This is a genomic window from Asticcacaulis sp. P2_C5 (assembly GCF_056404555.1).
In genome coordinates this window covers 235,004-253,494 of the sequence record NZ_JBFUDU010000002.1, presented here as the reverse complement: position 1 = coordinate 253,494, position 18,491 = coordinate 235,004, and the positions used below count along the sequence as shown (strand labels likewise).

General features: G+C 59.6%; 15 protein-coding genes. 4 read left to right on the top strand and 11 right to left on the bottom strand.

The features are described 5' to 3' along the window. Nucleotides 1-66: 66 nt before the first annotated feature. The 3 genes from leuS (at nucleotide 67) to holA (ending at nucleotide 4,387) form a co-directional block, all read left to right on the top strand. Nucleotides 67-2,637, top strand: a complete 2,571-nt coding sequence (gene leuS, locus AC1DXO_RS04805) for a leucine--tRNA ligase (protein ID WP_476976956.1) — start codon at nucleotides 67-69, stop codon at nucleotides 2,635-2,637. 3 nt (nucleotides 2,638-2,640) lie between these two features. Continuing rightward, the gene (locus AC1DXO_RS04800) at nucleotides 2,641-3,150 is read left to right on the top strand and encodes a hypothetical protein (RefSeq protein ID WP_476976955.1); all 510 of its coding nucleotides are present in this window, start codon (nucleotides 2,641-2,643) and stop codon (nucleotides 3,148-3,150) included. 184 nt (nucleotides 3,151-3,334) lie between these two features. After that, nucleotides 3,335-4,387, top strand: a complete 1,053-nt coding sequence (gene holA, locus AC1DXO_RS04795) for a DNA polymerase III subunit delta (protein WP_476976954.1) — start codon at nucleotides 3,335-3,337, stop codon at nucleotides 4,385-4,387. Between the two features lie 374 nt (nucleotides 4,388-4,761). On the opposite strand, the gene AC1DXO_RS04790 is transcribed toward holA, so the two are convergent. From AC1DXO_RS04790 to hemE, 10 genes are all read right to left on the bottom strand, one after another. Then, on the bottom strand, nucleotides 4,762-5,658 hold the full coding sequence (locus AC1DXO_RS04790) for a ParB/RepB/Spo0J family partition protein (RefSeq protein ID WP_476976953.1): 897 nt from the start codon (nucleotides 5,656-5,658) through the stop codon (nucleotides 4,762-4,764). Nucleotides 5,659-5,669: 11 nt separating this feature from the next. Beyond that, a complete protein-coding gene (locus tag AC1DXO_RS04785; protein ID WP_476977226.1) occupies nucleotides 5,670-6,458 on the bottom strand; it encodes a ParA family protein in 789 nt (262 codons plus the stop codon). A gap of 25 nt (nucleotides 6,459-6,483) precedes the next feature. Beyond that, nucleotides 6,484-7,110 carry a 16S rRNA (guanine(527)-N(7))-methyltransferase RsmG gene (rsmG, locus tag AC1DXO_RS04780; protein ID WP_476977225.1) on the bottom strand — a complete coding sequence of 209 codons (627 nt, stop codon included), beginning with the start codon at nucleotides 7,108-7,110 and terminating at the stop codon, nucleotides 6,484-6,486. A gap of 8 nt (nucleotides 7,111-7,118) precedes the next feature. Continuing rightward, nucleotides 7,119-8,993: a tRNA uridine-5-carboxymethylaminomethyl(34) synthesis enzyme MnmG gene (gene mnmG, locus AC1DXO_RS04775; RefSeq protein ID WP_476976952.1), complete on the bottom strand. Its 1,875-nt coding sequence runs from the start codon at nucleotides 8,991-8,993 to the stop codon at nucleotides 7,119-7,121. A 106-nt stretch (nucleotides 8,994-9,099) separates the two neighbouring features. Next, entirely contained in the window at nucleotides 9,100-10,443 is a 1,344-nt protein-coding gene (gene mnmE, locus AC1DXO_RS04770) for a tRNA uridine-5-carboxymethylaminomethyl(34) synthesis GTPase MnmE (RefSeq protein ID WP_476976951.1), read from the bottom strand. Nucleotides 10,444-10,582: 139 nt separating this feature from the next. Continuing rightward, on the bottom strand, nucleotides 10,583-10,843 hold the full coding sequence (locus AC1DXO_RS04765; RefSeq protein ID WP_476976950.1) for a DUF6489 family protein: 261 nt from the start codon (nucleotides 10,841-10,843) through the stop codon (nucleotides 10,583-10,585). 135 nt (nucleotides 10,844-10,978) lie between these two features. Continuing rightward, the gene (gene rho / locus AC1DXO_RS04760) at nucleotides 10,979-12,364 is read right to left on the bottom strand and encodes a transcription termination factor Rho (RefSeq protein WP_476976949.1); all 1,386 of its coding nucleotides are present in this window, start codon (nucleotides 12,362-12,364) and stop codon (nucleotides 10,979-10,981) included. Between the two features lie 358 nt (nucleotides 12,365-12,722). Then, a complete protein-coding gene (locus AC1DXO_RS04755; protein ID WP_476976948.1) occupies nucleotides 12,723-13,193 on the bottom strand; it encodes a CopD family protein in 471 nt (156 codons plus the stop codon). After that, the gene (gene hemH, locus AC1DXO_RS04750; protein ID WP_476976947.1) at nucleotides 13,190-14,278 is read right to left on the bottom strand and encodes a ferrochelatase; all 1,089 of its coding nucleotides are present in this window, start codon (nucleotides 14,276-14,278) and stop codon (nucleotides 13,190-13,192) included. Before hemH ends, AC1DXO_RS04755 begins: the two co-directional genes overlap by 4 nt. Continuing rightward, nucleotides 14,278-15,306, bottom strand: coding sequence for a uroporphyrinogen decarboxylase (gene hemE, locus AC1DXO_RS04745; protein ID WP_476976946.1), 1,029 nt, complete (start codon nucleotides 15,304-15,306; stop codon nucleotides 14,278-14,280). The genes hemH and hemE overlap by 1 nt, the downstream gene beginning before the upstream one ends. Nucleotides 15,307-15,888: 582 nt before the next feature. Here hemE and AC1DXO_RS04740 point away from each other — a divergent pair. Beyond that, a complete protein-coding gene (locus tag AC1DXO_RS04740; protein WP_476976945.1) occupies nucleotides 15,889-16,743 on the top strand; it encodes a pyruvate, water dikinase regulatory protein in 855 nt (284 codons plus the stop codon). 47 nt (nucleotides 16,744-16,790) lie between these two features. Here AC1DXO_RS04740 and AC1DXO_RS04735 read toward each other — a convergent pair whose 3' ends face one another. Further along, complete coding sequence (locus tag AC1DXO_RS04735; RefSeq protein ID WP_476976944.1) at nucleotides 16,791-18,299, bottom strand: calcium-binding protein; 1,509 nt, start codon at nucleotides 18,297-18,299, stop codon at nucleotides 16,791-16,793. Between the last annotated feature and the right edge of the window lie 192 nt (nucleotides 18,300-18,491).

The window sequence follows — 18,491 nt, the reverse complement described above, 5'->3', positions numbered from 1 at the left end:
ATTTGCGTTTGCCGTCGCCCACAACGCACCCTATAACCCACCTTCCCTTTTCCAGACATATAGTTCATGGCCCGCTACAATCCGAAAGAGACCGAACCCCGCCAGCGCCAGCGTTGGGACGACGCCCAGACCTTTCTGACGCGCGACGATCCCGTCCGGCCGAAATACTACGTGCTGGAGATGTTCCCCTACCCGTCCGGACGCATCCATATGGGTCACGTCCGCAACTACGCCATGGGCGACCTGGTGGCGCGGTTCAAGCGCGCCCGCGGCTTCAATGTTCTCCATCCCATGGGCTGGGACGCCTTCGGCATGCCGGCTGAAAACGCCGCCATGGAACGCAAGGTCCACCCCAAGGGCTGGACCTACGACAATATCGCCAATATGCGCAGCGAGCTGAAGCGCCTGGGCCTCAGCATCGACTGGACGCGCGAATTCGCCACCTGTGCCCCGGAATATTACGGTCAGCAGCAGCGCTGGTTCCTCGACCTGCTGAAGCACGACCTGGTCTATCGCCGCGAAAGCCAGGTCAACTGGGATCCGGTCGACATGACGGTCCTGGCCAACGAGCAGGTCATCGACGGACGTGGCTGGCGCTCCGGCGCCGTGGTTGAAAAGAAGAAACTGACCCAGTGGTTCATGCGCATCACGCGCTTTGCCGAAGACCTGCTGGACGGCCTGTCCACCCTGGACCGCTGGCCCGACAAGGTGCGCCTGATGCAGGCCAACTGGATCGGCAAGTCGCGCGGCCTGCAGATGCGCTTCCCCATGCACGGCAAGCCGGTCCCGGGCTTTGAAGACGGCGTCGAAATCTATACCACGCGCCCGGACACCCTGTTCGGCGCGGCCTTCATCGCCATTGCCGCCGACCATCCGCTGGCCCAGGCCGCCGCGGCCGACAATGAAAAACTGGCCGCCTTTATCAAGTCGCTGAACCGCGGCGGAGTCTCCCAGGCCGATATCGATACCGCCGAAAAGCTGGGTTTCGACACCGGCCTGAAGGTCGACCATCCGTTCAAGCCGGGCGCCACCCTGCCGGTCTGGGTCGCCAACTTCGTCCTGATGGACTATGGCACCGGCGCCATTTTCGGCTGCCCCGCCCACGACCAGCGCGACCTCGATTTCGCTCGCAAATACCATCTGCCGGTTACCGAAGTCGTCCTGCCGACCGGTGAAGACCCGAATACCTGGTACGTCGGCAATGAACCCTATGTCGGCCCGGGCACCTTGTTTCATTCGGACTTCCTCGACGGCCTGGAGATCGAAGCCGCCAAGGACGCCGCCATCGCGAAAATCGAAGACATGGGCCTGGGAACCGGCGCCACGGTCTTTCGGCTGCGCGACTGGGGTGTCTCGCGCCAGCGCTACTGGGGCTGCCCGATCCCGGTCATCCACTGCGAAGCCTGCGGCGTCGTGCCGGTGCCCGACGACCAGCTGCCGGTCGTCCTGCCCGAAGACGTCACCTTCGACGTTCCCGGCAACCCGCTGGAACGCCACCCGACCTGGAAACACGTCAACTGCCCGCACTGCGGTGCAGCCGCGCGTCGCGAAACCGACACGCTGGATACCTTCGTCGATTCGTCGTGGTACTTCGCCCGCTTCACCGACCCGACATCACCGACTCCGGTCAATAAGGCCGCCGCGGATCACTGGCTGCCGGTCGACCAGTATATCGGCGGCATCGAGCACGCTGTCCTGCACCTGCTGTATGCCCGTTTCATCACCCGGGCGCTGAACCATTGCGGTTATCTCGACGTCAAGGAGCCCTTCGCCGGCCTGTTCACCCAGGGCATGCTGACCCACGAAACCTATTCCGACAGCAACGGCGCCTGGGTCGAACCGGCCGATGTCGAGGTCACGACCGAAGGCGGAACCCGAAAAGCCGTCCGTGTCTCGACCGGCGAAGCCCTGGACATCGGCGACATCGAGAAAATGTCCAAGTCGAAGAAGAACACGGTCGCCCCCGGCGACATATTCGACACCTACGGCGTTGATTCGGCACGCCTTTTTGTTCTGTCCGATTCGCCACCCGAACGCGATGTGCAATGGTCAACCTCCGGCGTCGAGGGTTCCTGGCGTTTGACGCACCGCATCTGGGATCTGTTTGACGGTCTGTCTCCGGACGAGAGTCCGTGCACGGACGAAGCTGCTGCCGCCGCCCTGCTCAAGGCCGCGCACAAGACTGTCAAGTTGGTTACCGAGGGCTTCGAGGGCTTCCGCTTCAACGCCGCCATCGCCAAGCTGTACGAACTGGTGACCATCATCCGCACCGCCGACGTCGTCAAAACAGGCTCTAAGGCGCGGATCGAGGCCCTGACCCTGCTGGCTGGCCTGATCGCCCCCGTCACCCCGCACCTGGCCGAAGAATGCTGGGCGCGGCTGGGCAAGCCTGGCCTGATCGCCGATGCCGACTGGCCAAAATTCGACCCCGCCCTGGCCCAGGACGACGCCTATGTCATGCCCGTCCAGGTCAATGGCAAGCGTCGTGGCGAGATTTTGATCCCCGTCGGCGCTTCCGAAGACGAAATTCGCGAAACGGCGCTTGCGGATGAAGGCGTTAAACGGCATCTTGACGGCGCTGCGATCCGCAAGATCATTATCGTGCCGAACCGCATCCTCAACTTCGTGGTGGGATAAGTCATGCGCACCCCAAACCGTTCCCTGATCAGGCTTGCGCTTCTGGGCATGCTCACAGTCGCCCCCTTGACCCTGCAGGGTTGCGCCGGCTTCGTGCCGCTCTATGCCGAGAACGTCACGGTCAACATGGCCCAGATCGGTCTCGAGATACCGCAAACCCGCACGGGCTATTTCCTGGAACAGGACCTGCGCAACGGTTTCGGCACGGACGAGGCCTCGCCCAAACTGTACAAGCTCGAAGTCACCATGACCGAACGCCACTACAGCATCGGCTACAAGATCGACGATACCTCGACCCGGTCCGAAATCACCTCCGGCGTGCACTACAAACTGACCAACCTGGCCACCGGTAAGAAGATGACCGAGGGCAAGTTTTCGGAGACGGTGACCTACGATACCTCGCAATCGCCCTTCACCGGCGTGGTCTCGCAACAGGACGCGCAGGAACGCATTGCGACGGCAATCTCGCAAAAGATCCAGACCGACCTCGCTATCTTTTTCCACGGCAAATAAAAGGCCTCCGGCGGTAAGGGGCACAGCCCCTTAATCCGGAACCAAGATAACTCCCAAGTGGGGCGAAAACCTTTGACCAAGTGGTACTGACGGTTACATGGAGCAAGTCGTGCAACGCAGTGACGTGCCGTCATCACGTTGCGCGAACCATTTTACACCCAGTTGGGAGTTACGAACCAAGACAATGAAGCTGGTCAAAAAGCCCGAGATCGATGCCTTTTACAGGTCACAGCCCGCGCACGTGCTGGGCGCGCTGATCTATGGCAAGGACCGCAGTCAGGTCATCGAACGCGCCACCCTGCTGGCCAAACAGGTCGTTCCCGACATTACCGACCCGTTCAATGTCTCGCTGCTGACCGATACCGACGTCGAAAGCGATCCGGCACGTCTCGAAGGCGAGCTGCAATCCCTGTCCATGATGGGTGGCCGCCGCCTGGTTCGCCTTAAATTCTTCACCGAAAAGGCTGCCCTCGACAAGGCCGTCACCGCTGTCGTCAAGAGTCACGCCGCCGGCGACTACAACCGTGAAGCCTTCCTTGTCATCGAAGCGGGTAGTCTGGGTTCGGAGTCGGCGCTACGCCGCCTCGCCGACGCCGACAAGGCCCTTGTCAGCATCGCCTGCTATGATGACGAAACCGGCGACACCATCCGCATGGCGCGCGAAGCCTTCGCCCAGAACGGCGTCTCGCTGTCGACCGCCGCCATGGACGTCTTCGCTCAGCGCATGCCCAAGGAACGCGGCGTCGCCCAGCAGGAGATCGAACGCCTCATCCTGTTTATTGGCCCAGGATCCCACAAGACGCTCGATGACAAGGAACTGCAGGACTTTCTCGGCGTCGAACCCGATGCCTCCCTGTTCAAGGCCGCCCAGGACGCGTTCGGCGGCCGTATGAAGGCGGCCCAGGGCGGTTTGCGCCGCGCCTTTGCCGAGGGCGAGACAGGACCCGACGCCATGCGCGCCCTCAGCGGCCACTACGGCAAGGTCAAGCTGCTGAAGAGCATGATCGCCAAGGGGATGGATAGTAAGACGGCCGCCAAGGCCTCCGGCGTCTTCTGGAAGGACGAGGACGATATGTTGCGCCAGGCCAAGGCGTGGAATTTCGAGGTGCTCGACAATCTGGCCGGCGACCTGATCGAGGCCGACAAGCAGTGCAAGTCGACGGGCATGCCGGACCTACTGATCGCCGAGCGCCTGTTCCTGCAAATCGCCGGCAAGGCCAATCGGGCGGGTTTGTAGCGGCGGCGCCCTGTCGGAAAAAGCCCCGACCTAATTACGGGCACTTATGTTCACACATTTCTCGGATATCACCCTCCTCCCTGTGCGAAGCATGGGGAGGTGGCGGCGAAGCCGACGGAGGGGTCAGCTTGGGTGACTCAGGTACGACGGTGGACGTATAAACACATCTGATAGGCATGTTTCAATTGAAGCGTTAGGTCGACAAAAAGTCCCCTCCGTCGGCTTCGCCGCCACCTCCCCATCGTCGCTTCGCTTGACAGGGAGGAGGGTGATGAGCCTTCTAGCGAAATCACGTCGCTATACGGACGATTTAACCCGCCAGAGGCCGACGTTCCGGCTCAAATTCGCCAGGGACGCCGTTCTCAGAAAATAATCTATGATTTCATCAGCTTACGACACAGCTCATCCAGCTGTTCGAGGGTTTTGTAGCTCAGTTTCAATTCACCCTTACCACCGGCGTCGTTCAGCTTGACCTGAAGCCCCAGAGCCTCCTGCAAATTCTGTTCGAGCGCCTGGATGTCGGCATTGGCCACCGGTTTCGTTTTCGGCGCCGACGAACTGCCGGTCTTACCCTCGTCGCGCACCAGGACTTCGGTCTGACGCACGGACAGACCCTTGCTGACGATTTCAGCCGCCAGAGCCTTGGGGTCTTCCGCGGTAATCAGCGCACGGGCATGACCGGCACTGAGATGGCCCTGCAGAACCAGATCCTGAACCGTCTCGGGCAGGGCCAGCAAACGCAGGGTATTGGCGATATGACTGCGGGATTTACCGACCACCTGGGCCAGGGCATCCTGGGTGCGGCCGAAGCGCTCCATCAAAACCTTGTAGGCGCGCGACTCTTCGATCGGATTCAGATCCGCACGCTGAACATTTTCGATAATGCCGACTTCCAGCACTTCCAGGTCATCCAGTTCACGGATGATGACCGGCACGGTATGGAGACCGGCCTTCTGGGCAGCCCGCCAACGGCGCTCCCCAGCGATGATCTGGTAGTGCCCGGGCTGACCGGGGGCAGACCGGACCAGAATCGGCTGCAAAACGCCCTTTTCACGGATAGAATTGGCCAGTTCGTCGACATCGCCTTCGTTGAAGACACGGCGCGGCTGATCCGGATTGCGCACCAGCAGTTCGATCGGTTGCTCCAGCCCGCGCTGGCCTTCAGCGGGTTTTTCCGCGACGTCGACGGCCGCATTCGCTGGCCTGGCGACCGACTGTTCGCCCAGCAAGGCCGACAGTCCGCGACCTAAACCTCGTTGTTTTTCAGACATTTAGCTTCCTTTTAAGCCGCTTGCGGCTTGCGCGCCCGTTCGCGCGCCACCAGCTCCTTGGCCAGTTGAATATAGGCTTGACTGCCCGAGCAGCGAACGTCGTAGATCAGGGCCGGCTTGCCGAAGGACGGCGCTTCCGACACCCGGACATTGCGCGGTATGACCGTGTCATACACCAGATGTCCGAAGTGCTGCCGCACGTCCTTTTCCACGTGACCCGACAGGGCGTTACGCTTGTCGAACATGGTCAGGACGATACCCTGCAGGCTGAGGCGCGGGTTTAGCGACCCGCGCACCAGATCGATGGTGCGCATCAGCTGGCTGAGACCCTCCAGGGCAAAGAATTCGCACTGCAACGGCACCATAACGGAGTCAGCCGCGCTCATCGCATTAACCGTCAGCAGGTTCAGCGACGGCGGACAGTCGATCAGGACATAGTCATAGACCGGTTTTTCACCCAGACCTTCCAGGGCGTCGCGCAGGCGATAGGACCGGCGCTCGGCCTGGCCCAGTTCGATTTCAACGCCGGACAGATCAGGATCGGACGGCAAGAGTGACAGACCGGGTACGGAGGTTTTAATCGCCGTATCACCGATCGGGCGCTGGTCGACAATGACGTCATACAGCGAGCTCTCACGATCAGCCTTGGGCACGCCCAGACCCGTCGAGGCATTGCCCTGCGGATCGAGATCGATCAGCAGGACCTTCTTGCCGATCGCCGCCAGGGCGGTGCCGAGATTGATGGCCGTGGTCGTCTTGCCCACGCCACCTTTTTGGTTGGCGATCGCCAGGACGCGCATCTTCTTTTCAGACGCAATCGGGGAATTATCGGGCACGGCGCAGCCTCTGGATATGGATCACGCGACCGCGCGGATCAGAAAGGGACTCAGTCTCTTCTACCTCAAAACGCCATATCTTGCCAGCGTCCATCAGTTCCGCAGAGACGTTTTCCCCCTTTAAAAACCAGGCGTCGGCGCCTTTGACGATAAAGCGTTCAGCAAAACCCAAAAGCTTGCTCATCGGGGCGCAGGCCCGCGCCGTGACCACATCGACGGTGAGGTCGACATTCTCGGCGCGATCATTAATCACCTTGGCCGGCAGAGCCAGATCGTCCACCACGGTTTGCAAGAAGCGACAGCGCTTGGCCAGGCTGTCGATCAAATAGACACAAGGCTTAGGTTCGTCACTGTGTTTCAGCAGAATAGCCAGGACCACACCCGGAAAGCCCGCCCCTGCCCCGAGGTCGGCCCATGTCCGGGCGTCCGGGCGATGGTTCAGCAATTGCGCGCTATCCAGGACATGGCGCGACCAATAGTGCGGGACAGTCGCCGGACCGACCAGGTTCATCACCTCGTTCTGAGCGGTCAGAAACGTGCGAAAACGCTCCAGGTCTTCGATAGCCTCGTGTTTCACGTGAAACAGCAGCTTGGCCGCCATTTCACTCGCCGTCATAATATTGCTCATGCGGACCGCTTGGCTTGATTACGAACATAGAACAGCAAGGTCGTTAGCGCCCCCTGCGTCATGCCTTCAATCCGTCCCGCCTGTCCCAGGGTTTGCGGCCGCACACGGTTGAGCTTCTCGCGCGCTTCGTTCGACAGACCACCGATCGCCAGATAGTCGAGATCGTCCGGCAGAGCCAGATTCTCGTCTTTGCGGAAGTTGTCGATCTCCGCCTTTTGCCGCCCCATATAACCGGCATAGAGCGCGTCGATCTCGATTTGCTCGTACAGGGCCTCAGGCCACGCAGCGATTTCCGGCCACAGCACCTCGAGCTTTTCACGTGAACAGCTATCATAGGCCATCAACTGCATGACATTGCGTCGCTGACCGTCTCCATTGACCTGAATATCGCGCGCCAGGGCTTCCTTGGGCGTGGCGTTCAGTTCCGCCGCACGGGTCCGGATGGTGTCCAGCGCATCACGCTTTGCCGTCCATTGAGTCTTGCGCACACCGCCCACCACGCCGAACGCTAAACCTTTGTCGGTCAGGCGCTGATCGGCATTGTCGGCACGCAGCGACAGGCGGAATTCCGCCCGGCTGGTAAACATGCGATAGGGCTCGGTGACACCCCTCGTCACCAGATCGTCGATCATGACCCCAATATAGGCTTCGTCACGCCCAAGGATCACCGGGCTGTAGCCACCGGCCTTGGCCGCGGCATTAACGCCGGCCATGAGACCCTGTGCACCGGCTTCTTCGTAGCCCGTGGTGCCATTGATCTGTCCCGCCAGAAAAAGTCCCGGCAGTGGTTTCAATTCGAGGGTCGGTAGCAATTCACGTGGATCGACATAGTCGTATTCGATCGCATAGCCGAAACGCTTGATGACGACGTCTTCCAGCCCGACGATCGTCTTTAGAAAGGCTTCCTGGGTTGCTTCCGAGACAGAGGTCGAGACGCCATTCGGATAGACCGTGTCGTCATCATAACCTTCCGGCTCCAGGAAGATCTGGTGCGACGTCTTGTCGGCGAATTTAACGACCTTATCCTCGATCGATGGGCAATAGCGCGGCCCGCGGCCGGACAGGTGTCCGCCGTAAACGGCCGATTCATTCAACCGTTCTGCAATAATGGCGTGGGTCTTTTCGTTGGTATAGGTGATGCCGCAGGCGATCTGCTCGCGGTCGATGCGCTCGGTGAGATAGGAAAACGGCTGGATCGGATCGTCGCCCAACTGTTGTTCCAGGCGGTCCCAATGGATCGTCTTGCCATCGAGGCGTGCCGGCGTGCCGGTCTTCAGCCGACCCATATTGAGCTTCAGATCATACAGGCGCTGACCCAGGCCATTGGCCGGCCCCTCACCCCAACGCCCGGCAGGTGTACGTTTTTCGCCGATATGGATGACGCCGCGCAGGAAGGTACCGGTGGTCAGGACCACAGCCTTGGCCAGATAGGTGACGCCATTGGCGTCGATAACACCACCGATCTGGCCGTTATCCAACACCAGGTCTTCAACTGCCGCGTCGATAATTGTCAGGCTTTCCGTGGCAAACAGTTCACGCTGTACAGCCTCGCGATAGAGCTTGCGGTCAATCTGGGCGCGTGGGCCACGGACCGCCGGGCCCTTCGAGCGATTAAGGACCTTGAACTGCATCCCACCCTGATCGGCCATCCGGCCCATAATGCCATCCAGGGCGTCGATCTCGCGCACGAGATGGCCCTTGCCCAAACCGCCAATGGCGGGGTTGCACGACATTTCGCCTAGAGTGTCTTTACGGTGGGTGAGCAGCAGGGTCTTGGCGCCCATACGGGCTGACGCGGTCGCGGCTTCACAGCCGGCATGACCGCCGCCAACGACAATGACGTCCCAAAGGGATTGGAATTCTGTAGGCATTTTGATGTCCGGAAAGTTAGCCGGGGCTATAGCAGATAAGGCTGCCCCAGTCGAATCGCTAAATGTCGAATTGCTAATGAAGTGTTTCACGTGAAACAGTGGCGTTTTATTTGCCGATGCAGAAGGTCGAGAACACAACATCCAGCACGCCTTCGACATCGTAGCGTCCGAACAGGGATTCGAACGCATTGATCGCAGACCGGATATGTTCTGCCGTCAACTCTGGTACACGTAACCGGCCTTCACGCCCCGCTATCAACTGGGCAAGCGCCTCTTTCAGGCGATCGATGTGGCGTTGCCGCGTTGCCGCCGGAAAGGTCTGGACAGATAGCTGTTCAGTCACCCTCCCCTCCAGGGCTTTGACGAGCTGGCCCATGCCCAGTCCGTTGGACACACTGATCTTGAAGGCCGATGTTTCACGTGAATCATGGCGATTAACGAAAGACTCGTATAGATTGTCCGTCGTCTGATCATATTTGTTGAAGACGACGAGGTCACCCGGATGAATCCCGTTTGGTATCTGCGCCGTCTTGTCCGAGGCATCGATCACCCAGACCCGCAGATCAGCCTGTTCAGCCTTGGCCCTGGCGCGGCGGATACCCTCTGCCTCGACGATTTCGTCGGTTTCGCGTAGTCCAGCCGTGTCGTACAACAACACCGAATAGGGCCCGATGCGGAACTGTGCCTCAATGACATCGCGTGTCGTGCCGGCGATTGGCGTCACGATCGCCGCTTCCGCCTGCAGCAGCGCGTTGAACAGGCTCGACTTGCCGGCATTGGGTTCGCCCAGGACGACGATCCGGTAGCCTTCCCGAATTTGGCGGCCGCGCTGGGATTGGGCCAGGGCTTCAGCCAGCCTGTTCTCCACCGCGGCAATCCGCTCCAGAATCGAGTCGGTCAATTCGTCAGGCAGATCCTCGTCGGGAAAATCGATATAGACTTCGATCCGGGCCAGTATCTCGACCAGGTCGGAATGCCAGCTTTCGTATTGTGTCTTCAACCCCCCGCCCATCTGGGTCAGGGCCTGGCGTCTTTGCGCCTCGGATTCGGCATCGACCAGGTCGGCAATCGCCTCAGCCTGGGTCAGATCCAGCTTGCCGTTTTCCAATGCCCGGCGAGAAAACTCCCCTGCCTCGGCCAGCCGCAGACCCAGTTCTCGCAGGATTTGATAAAGTCGATCCAGGACCGCCCGAGCGCCATGGACATGTAGCTCGACACAGTCCTCACCGGTAAAGCTGTGCGGCGCCTTGAACCACAGCACCACCGCCTCGTCGATCAGTTCGCCTTGATAGGTCAGGGGGGTAAACACCGCCCGGCGCGGCTCAATTGCCTTCGTCGTCAGTTGGCGCAAAGCTGCCAAGGCCTGCAGGCCGGAGAGGCGAATAATCGACACCCCTGCCCGGCCCTGTGCGCTGGCCAGGGCAAAGATGGTTTGATTCACGTGAAACACGGCTTATTCCGGAGACTTAGGCATTCGCTCAGAAGAAGAGCCCCGCCCGGCGCTTCGCGCCACCCTCCCCGTAAACGGGGTGGGCAAAGAAAAGTCAAGACTATCTGCCAAAGAGATAGGTCACTATTCGGCGCCAACCTTACTTGTCGGGCTTGCCGCCGAAGGATTTCATCGAGGCTTGCGCTGCCGATTGCATCAGCTTGAAAAACTGATCCTGTGCCGTGACGCCCAGGCTCGACCAATTTTTGAGCATCTCTTCCGGCTGCATGGAGTGGATATTCTGTTCCATCCGCGTCTTCATGGCGCCGATCATGTAGTCGTTCAGCGGTTCAACGTCGGGAAGCCCCAGAAAAGTCCGCGCTTCCTGGGGCGAACATTCGACATTGACCGTGACCTTCATGAGGATCTCCGAAGCAGATAGCAAAAAAGCAACAACCCGATATGAGCTTGTCATATCGGGTTGGCAAGAGTTTAGCGGTTTTAGACGCCTCCAAATTCAAAGCATTTGGCAAGCGCGGCGGCGTCAGAGCTCTACTTATGTGTTCATGCTTTGGAAGAACTCGGCATTGTTCTTGGTCTGACGCAGCTTGTCGATCAGGAATTCGATCGCGTCCTGGGCGCCCATCGGGTTGAGGATGCGGCGCAGGACGTAGGTCTTTTGCAGGTTCGACTTGTCGGTGAGCAGTTCTTCCTTGCGGGTACCGGACTTAAGCACGTCCATGGCGGGGAAGACGCGCTTGTCCGCGACCTTACGGTCGAGCACGATTTCCGAGTTGCCGGTGCCCTTGAACTCTTCGAAGATGACTTCGTCCATCCGCGAACCGGTATCGATCAGGGCGGTGGCGATGATGGTCAGCGAGCCGCCTTCTTCGATATTACGCGCGGCGCCGAAGAAGCGCTTGGGGCGTTGCAGGGCGTTTGCGTCGACACCACCGGTCAGGACCTTGCCGGAGGACGGCACGACGGTGTTATAGGCGCGGCCGAGACGGGTGATCGAGTCGAGCAGGATGACGACGTCGCGTTTGTGCTCGACCAGGCGCTTGGCCTTTTCGATGACCATTTCGGCGACCTGGACGTGGCGGGTGGCCGGTTCGTCGAAGGTCGAGGAGATGACTTCACCGCGCACGGTGCGCTGCATGTCGGTCACTTCTTCGGGGCGTTCGTCGATCAGCAGCACGATCAGGTAGCTGTCGGGGTGGTTGGCGGCGACCGACTTGGCGATATTCTGCAGCATGACGGTCTTGCCGACGCGCGGCGGGGCGACGATCAGGCAGCGCTGGCCCTTACCCAGAGGCGCAACGATATCGATGATACGGCCGGAGCGGTCTTTCAGCGTCGGATCGTCGATCTCCATCCACAGGCGTTCGTCGGGATAGAGCGGCGTCAGGTTATCGAAGTGGACCTTATGGCGGATGTTTTCCGGGTCTTCGAAATTGATCGTCTGGATCTTGAGCAGGGCGAAATAGCGTTCGCCTTCACGCGGGCTGCGGATGGGGCCTTCGACGGTGTCGCCGGTGCGCAGGCCATGGCGGCGGATCTGCAGCGGCGAGACATAGATGTCGTCGGGCCCGGGCAGGTAGTTGGCTTCGGGCGAGCGCAAGAAGCCGAAGCCGTCCTGCAGCACTTCGACCACGCCGGAACCGGTGATTTCGACGCCGTCTTCGGCCAGGGCCTTGAGGACGGCGAACATCAGGTCTTGTTTACGCAGGTTGGAGGCGTTTTCGATCCCCATGCCTTCGGCAAAGGTGACCAGGTCGGTGGGCGACTTGTCCTTCAGGGTCTGGAGCGACATCTTCTGTCCGCTCAACGGACCGGGGGCGTCTTCGTCCTGGTCTTCGGTATCGGTGTCGTTCTCTTCGGCCGGGTTTTCGAGGTCTGCGGCTTCGAGTTCGGGGACGTCGTTCTCGTTATCTTGGCTCATGTGTCTCTTCTTGCAGCGGGCGCACACTTGGAGACCGGCGGGGTTATACCGCTTGGAATCCGGATGAGTCCCCTAGCCTTTTGACGTAAGTGTTGGAAAAGGCGGAAAATTTAATCGTTTGAAAAGGCTGTTCCACAGAACGTGGGGCCTGTTGAGTTTTGTTCGGCCGAAACGGCAACGGAACAAATCGGGGGTGTTGTGCACTCTGGAGGGCGATCCGTCAAGATACTAATGGGGCGTGGGGTCCGCGACCCCACAAACCTTGCTTATTTCTTCCTTTGCTCCGCCCCTAAAGGGCAGGAGGCAAAGGAAGAAAAAGGGAAGACTTGGGGCCTCAGGCCCCAAACCCCCTTCGTTTCTAGTGCGATCCCCACTCCAGCGTCACCGACAACACCATGATCAAGGCCAGCACAATCGGCACCTCATTGATCATCCGCCAGAACTTCTCGGTCCCGATGTCTTCCCCGCGTTGCAGCTTCTTGAAGCGCGCTGCCAGGAAATGATGATACCCTGTCAGCAACACCACACCGGTCAATTTCGTAATCAGCCACGGCTGCGTCAACAGCCCCCAGCCCTGCCCCTTCAGCCGGATATACAGCAGGCACCCCCCGAAGACCCACGCGATCATCATGGCCGGGTTCATGATCAAACGCAGCAGATTGCGCTCCATGACCTTGAACACATCGGTGACCTGCGTCTGGTCGCCATGCTTGATGTGATAGACAAACAACCGCGGCAGATACAACAACCCGGCCATCCAGGCGATCACCGCCACGATGTGCAGCCCGCGCGCCAGATCGTACCACGGTACCGCATCAAACCAGCTCATGCCGCCCTCTTTGGACAAAACTTGTGACAGCCGGCACAGTCATGATCGCCCGTCACCACATCCTTCGTTCCCAAGGCCTTTATCACCTCGGCGCCCAGGGCCTGCACAAACCCTTTGTTGGTCCGCAAGGCCGGCACCCGGCGATACACCGACACACCGTTCTTAGCCGCGAAATGCGCATAGTCGATATCCAGCTCGACCAGGGTCTCGATATGCTCGGATACAAAAGCGATCGGCACCACCAAAACCGCCTTCCCCGCCTTTCCGGCCGCGGCAATCGCCTCTTCCGTCGATGGCCCGATCCATTTCAACGGTCCGACCCGGCTCTGATAACAAACGACATGATCCTGCGCCCCGATCTGTCCGACAATCTTCGCGACACAGCTCTCGACCTGCGCCTGGTAGGGATCGCCCTTCTTGATGATCTTCTCCGGCAAACCATGGGCCGAAAACAAAACCCGGCAATTGGCCGGATCGGGCACCGAGGTCTTCAACCACTCGGTAATCATCTGCGCATGAGCATGGACGAAATGGTCATTGTCAGAATAGCAACAGACATATTTTACCGGCGCCTTGCCGCGAAACGCACCCTTAAAGGCCTCAAACCCCGACAAGGTCGTCGTGCTCGAAAACTGCGGATACAGCGGCAAGACCACCACCTCGTCCGGCTTCCACTTTTCAACGTCCCTGGCCACGTCCTCGATAAAGGGATGCCAATACCGCATGCCGACAAAGACCTTGGCCTCTATGCCAGCGATCTTGTTGAGATGCGTTTCCAAAGCCACCGCCTGGTCGCGTGTTTCGGCCAGGATCGGCGACCCTCCCCCCATCTTGGCATAGTTCTGCCGCGCCGAAGCCGCGCGCCGGCCCGAGATCAGCGACGCCACACCCTGACGCACGCCCCACGGCAGATCGATAATCCGCCGATCGGCAAACAGGTTGTACAGAAAACCCTTCACGTCGGCAGGCTTGGCGGGCCCACCCAGGTTAAACAGCAATACCGCTACTCTTTTTTTTTGCCCTACCGCTCCGCTGTTTGAGGGCGATTTGGAGCCAAGAACGCTTCGCGCGGTCGTCTTCTGCATTACTGGCTCCGGATCCGTTTCAACGCCTGCTCAACGTGAGCGATCGGCGTATCGGGAAAGATGCCGTGCCCCAGATTGAAGATCAAGGGGCCATGACCCCAGGCTTCGAGAATACCGTCGATCGCCGCATCCAGAGCCGCCCCACCGGATCGCAGCACGACCGGGTCCAAAGCGCCCTGGATCGGCTTTTGTTTCTGTAAAGCCGCCCCCAGACGCAACGGCGTCGCCGTCCCCAGAGCCATGGCGTCGACCGGCACCACGTCCATGTAATCCTGGCACCTGGCCTCGGCGCCGCGCGGAAAGCCAATGATCGGCAAGGTCACACCCAGCTCTCGTACACGCTTCACCAGGCGGATATGCGGCTGAATGACCAATTGATCGAAATACGGGTCAGGAAACCCTTCCGCCCAGCTCTCAAAAATTTTCAACACCTGCGCCCCCGATTGGGCCTGCATCAGCAGATACTGCGCTGACGCCTCGATAACGATCTCCATCAACGCCATGACCTTGGCCGGGTCGTCATAGACGAAGCTGCGGATCAGGCTGCGATCATGCGCCTTTCGTCCATTGAGCATATAGGTCATGACCGTCCAAGGCCCACCGCAAAAACCGATCAGCGCGGTCTGGGGTCCCAGCTCGGCCTTGACCCGTTGGAGTGTCTCGCCGACATTCTTCAACGCCTCACCCGCCGCATGCGCCTTATCCTGCATGGCTGCCAAATCCGGAAGTTCGCCCAGCACGGGGCCTTCGCCGGCGGCAAAGGTCAGGTCCTGACCCAGGGCCAGGGGGATCATCAGTATATCGGAAAACAGGATAGCGGCGTCAAAGCCGAAGCGCCGGATCGGCTGCAAGGTCGCCTCGGCCGCCTTTTCCGGATTGAGGCAGAAATCGACAAAGCCCGAGGTCGTTGCCCGCAGTTCGCGATATTCCGGCAGATACCGCCCCGCCTGACGCATGAACCACACCGGTGGCGGCGTCACCGTCTGGCCGTTGATAACCGCGATGATGGGTGCCTCTTTTGCCGGCATGGAGTCTTTCCTTCGCTCAGGCTGGGGCCTTCGCATAGTCTTGGCCTTTGCACAATGTGTGGCGCCGTCATGACTTAAACCTAAAGAAAAGAAAAGAGATTGGAGAAGTTATAGTGCCGGGGACAGATGGAAAAAGTGTCGCAGATTCCCCGTGACTCACCGGTTTTTCACAATCTCGCCATGGCTTGATAATTGACCGTTCACAGCCTGTGGATGGCGCGGATAATTTACCAAATCTTTATTTTGGTTAATTTTTTCTTAACATCCTGCGCGAATAGAATCTGAATGGTTAAGAAAGTCTTAACACATGCACAGGCTGCCGCTTCGCGTTAATACATTCTTAACACATGGGGCGGAATTGGGATAAAATCACGGCTTATGCACCCCCGTCCCCAGCCGCGGACGGGTTCGCGGGCTTGAACGCAAACAGCGCACAATCCGTTCCCATCCGTCCACAGTACGCTGCACAGTTATATTTTTTATGACAGTGTTCTTTCAAAGGCTATATAAGCGCCAATCTTGCCGTGACACGCTGCCGCAAAACCGCGTATGAGCTGGGAATAGCTCACTCAGGACGGTCCCATGTCCCTGCCTCCGTTGAAGATCGGTACCTATTTCCACGTTCACCTGGTTTCCGACTCGACCGGAGAGACCTTGAACGCATTGGCGAAGGCGGCGGCAGCCCGTTTCGAAGGCATATTGCCGATCGAGCATATCTACGTCCTGATCCGCTCCGAAAAGCAGATGGAGCGGGCCTTGGTCGAGATCGAAAGCTTTCCCGGCATCGTGCTGCATACCATTATCGATGCCGACCTGCGTAACATGCTGGAAGCACGGTGCCGCGAGCTCGACATTCCGTCGATCGGCGTGCTGGATCCGCTGGTGGTGGCCTTTTCCCGTCATCTCGGCGCCGCGGTCTCCAAACGCGTCGGCGCCCAGCACAATCTCGACAACGAATATTTTGAACGTATCGAGGCGCTCAACTACGCCATTGCCCACGATGATGGCGCCGCGGCGGACAAGCTGCGCCAGGCCGATGTTGTCCTGGTGGGGGTCAGCCGTACCTCCAAGACTCCCACCTGTATCTACCTGGCCCATCGCGGCATCAAGGCGGCCAATATCCCGCTGGTGCCGGGTCGCGATCCGTCCGATGAGCTCGACGCGCTCAATATACCGCTGATCGTCGGCTTGATCGCTTCACCGGAGCGCCTGATCCAGATACGCAAGAACCGTTTGCTGACCCTGAACAATGACGACCGACCCAGCTCCTATACCGACCAGGAGGCTGTGCGCGAGGAGATTATCCGCGCCCGCCGGCTGTTCGAGAAGAAGGGCTGGCCTGTGATCGACGTGACACGGCGCTCGATCGAGGAAACCTCGGCCAACATTATCAGCCTGCTCAACGAAAAGCGCACTGGCCGCCTGGGCGGAATCTGAGGTCAACGCTGCAGCGATTCCGGGTGCAGGGGCTGTGCCCCTGCGTCTTACCAAACGATATGACTCAGGAACTCCGCATTTGCCGTGACATAATGCAACTCGACAACATTCCCTCCGCCCAGATCGATCCGGGTGGTGGCGCCGTGCTGGCTGATCACCGCCGTGGCCTGGGCGTGATAGGCGTTGAGATCCAGCATATCCCCTTGTGAGGCCTTAAAGTCGGCAATGATATCGTAGCCGCTACCGGCCGTGAAGATGAAGGTGTCCGCCCCATCACCACCGGTCATGCGATCATCTCCCAGTCCACCGGTAATGCGGTTATCAGCGGTATTTCCCTTGATAACATTGTCCAGCTCATTGCCGGTGGCATTGATCACCTTGGTGCCCAGCAGGGTCAGATACTCGACCGCTGTCCCGACCAGACTGTAGTTGGACTTGGCATAGGCAATGTCCTTGCCGCCGCCGGCGTCTTCCAGGATGATGTCGTGGCTGCTGTCGACGATATAGGTGTCGTTGCCCAGCCCACCGGCCAGGGTATCAACGCCCTTGCCGCCGTCCAGTCGATCGCTCCCTTTCGTGCCCTGCAGGGTGTCGGCAAAGGCGGTACCGGTGATGTACAGCCTGTCGAGGCCCAGAACCTGACCGCTGTCGCCAACGGCCATATCGCCGCCGGTGATGACGATCAGCGGTCCGGCACTGGTCGCCACATTGCTAACCGTGATGCCGTGACTGGCCGTCAGGTAGCTGGCGACCAGCTGATCGAAGCCCGCCCCCGCCTTCCAGTAGAAACCAAGCGTACCGGCGTCGACGATCAGCTTGTCGTCGCCCGACCCGGTGAAGATGCCGTCGATGCCTTCGACATTCTTGACGATCATGCCGTTGAACAATTTGCCGCCATCGGCTGAGGCCGACACGGTCGCATCGTAGATGACATTTTGCGTCGCGGTCGCGTAGTTGAGGGCGATCCGGTCGAAACCGTCGCCGCCATCGACATAGTCGGCGCCGCCGCCCGGATTAAGAACGTCGTCACCGGCTCCGCCGCGCAACGTGTCATTCCCCGCACCGCCGGCAATGGCGTCGTTGAACGCACTGCCGACAAGATACAGCAGCTCGACATGGTTCGCCGTGGCGTAATCGCCGGTATCCCACTGCCCGGCGCGAAAGTTGAAGCCGGTCGCCGTAACGTTCGACCGCATGGCTTCGGTGGCGGCACTGAAATCGATCCTAAGTGTGTCGGTGCCGCCGTTGCCGTCCCATTTGAACGGGCCCTGGGCCACGCTGACGATCAGGGTATCATTGCCCGACCCGGTTTTCAGCGCGCGCAGGAATTCGACATTGCGCACGCTGAGCCCCTGCGACAGGTTTGTGCCCAAAGCCGTTGCGGCGGCAACGGCATTGTAGATCACGGCGGTGGTGGCGGCCGACAGGTCGATGGCTATGGTATCGTCGCCGGCCTTGCCATCGACGGTATCGCCAACGCCTATATTGAGAAAGGTGTCCCGGCCCGTAGTGCCGCTGAAGGTATCCGGGTCCGGCGTGCCATTATAGGTGGTCATGATCATACCTCAACAAAGGGGCCATCGAAGGCAATGGTTAACCACGATCAAGAATTAGCTGCACTGCAACAAAAAGCAAATCAAGACTCCAAACAGGCTCCATCCGGGTCGACGCGTAGCGGCGATCCGTGTCATCTGTGGCCAAATCTTATAACCACATGTCCGACGTCTCATTGGATGCAGCTTGGCAAC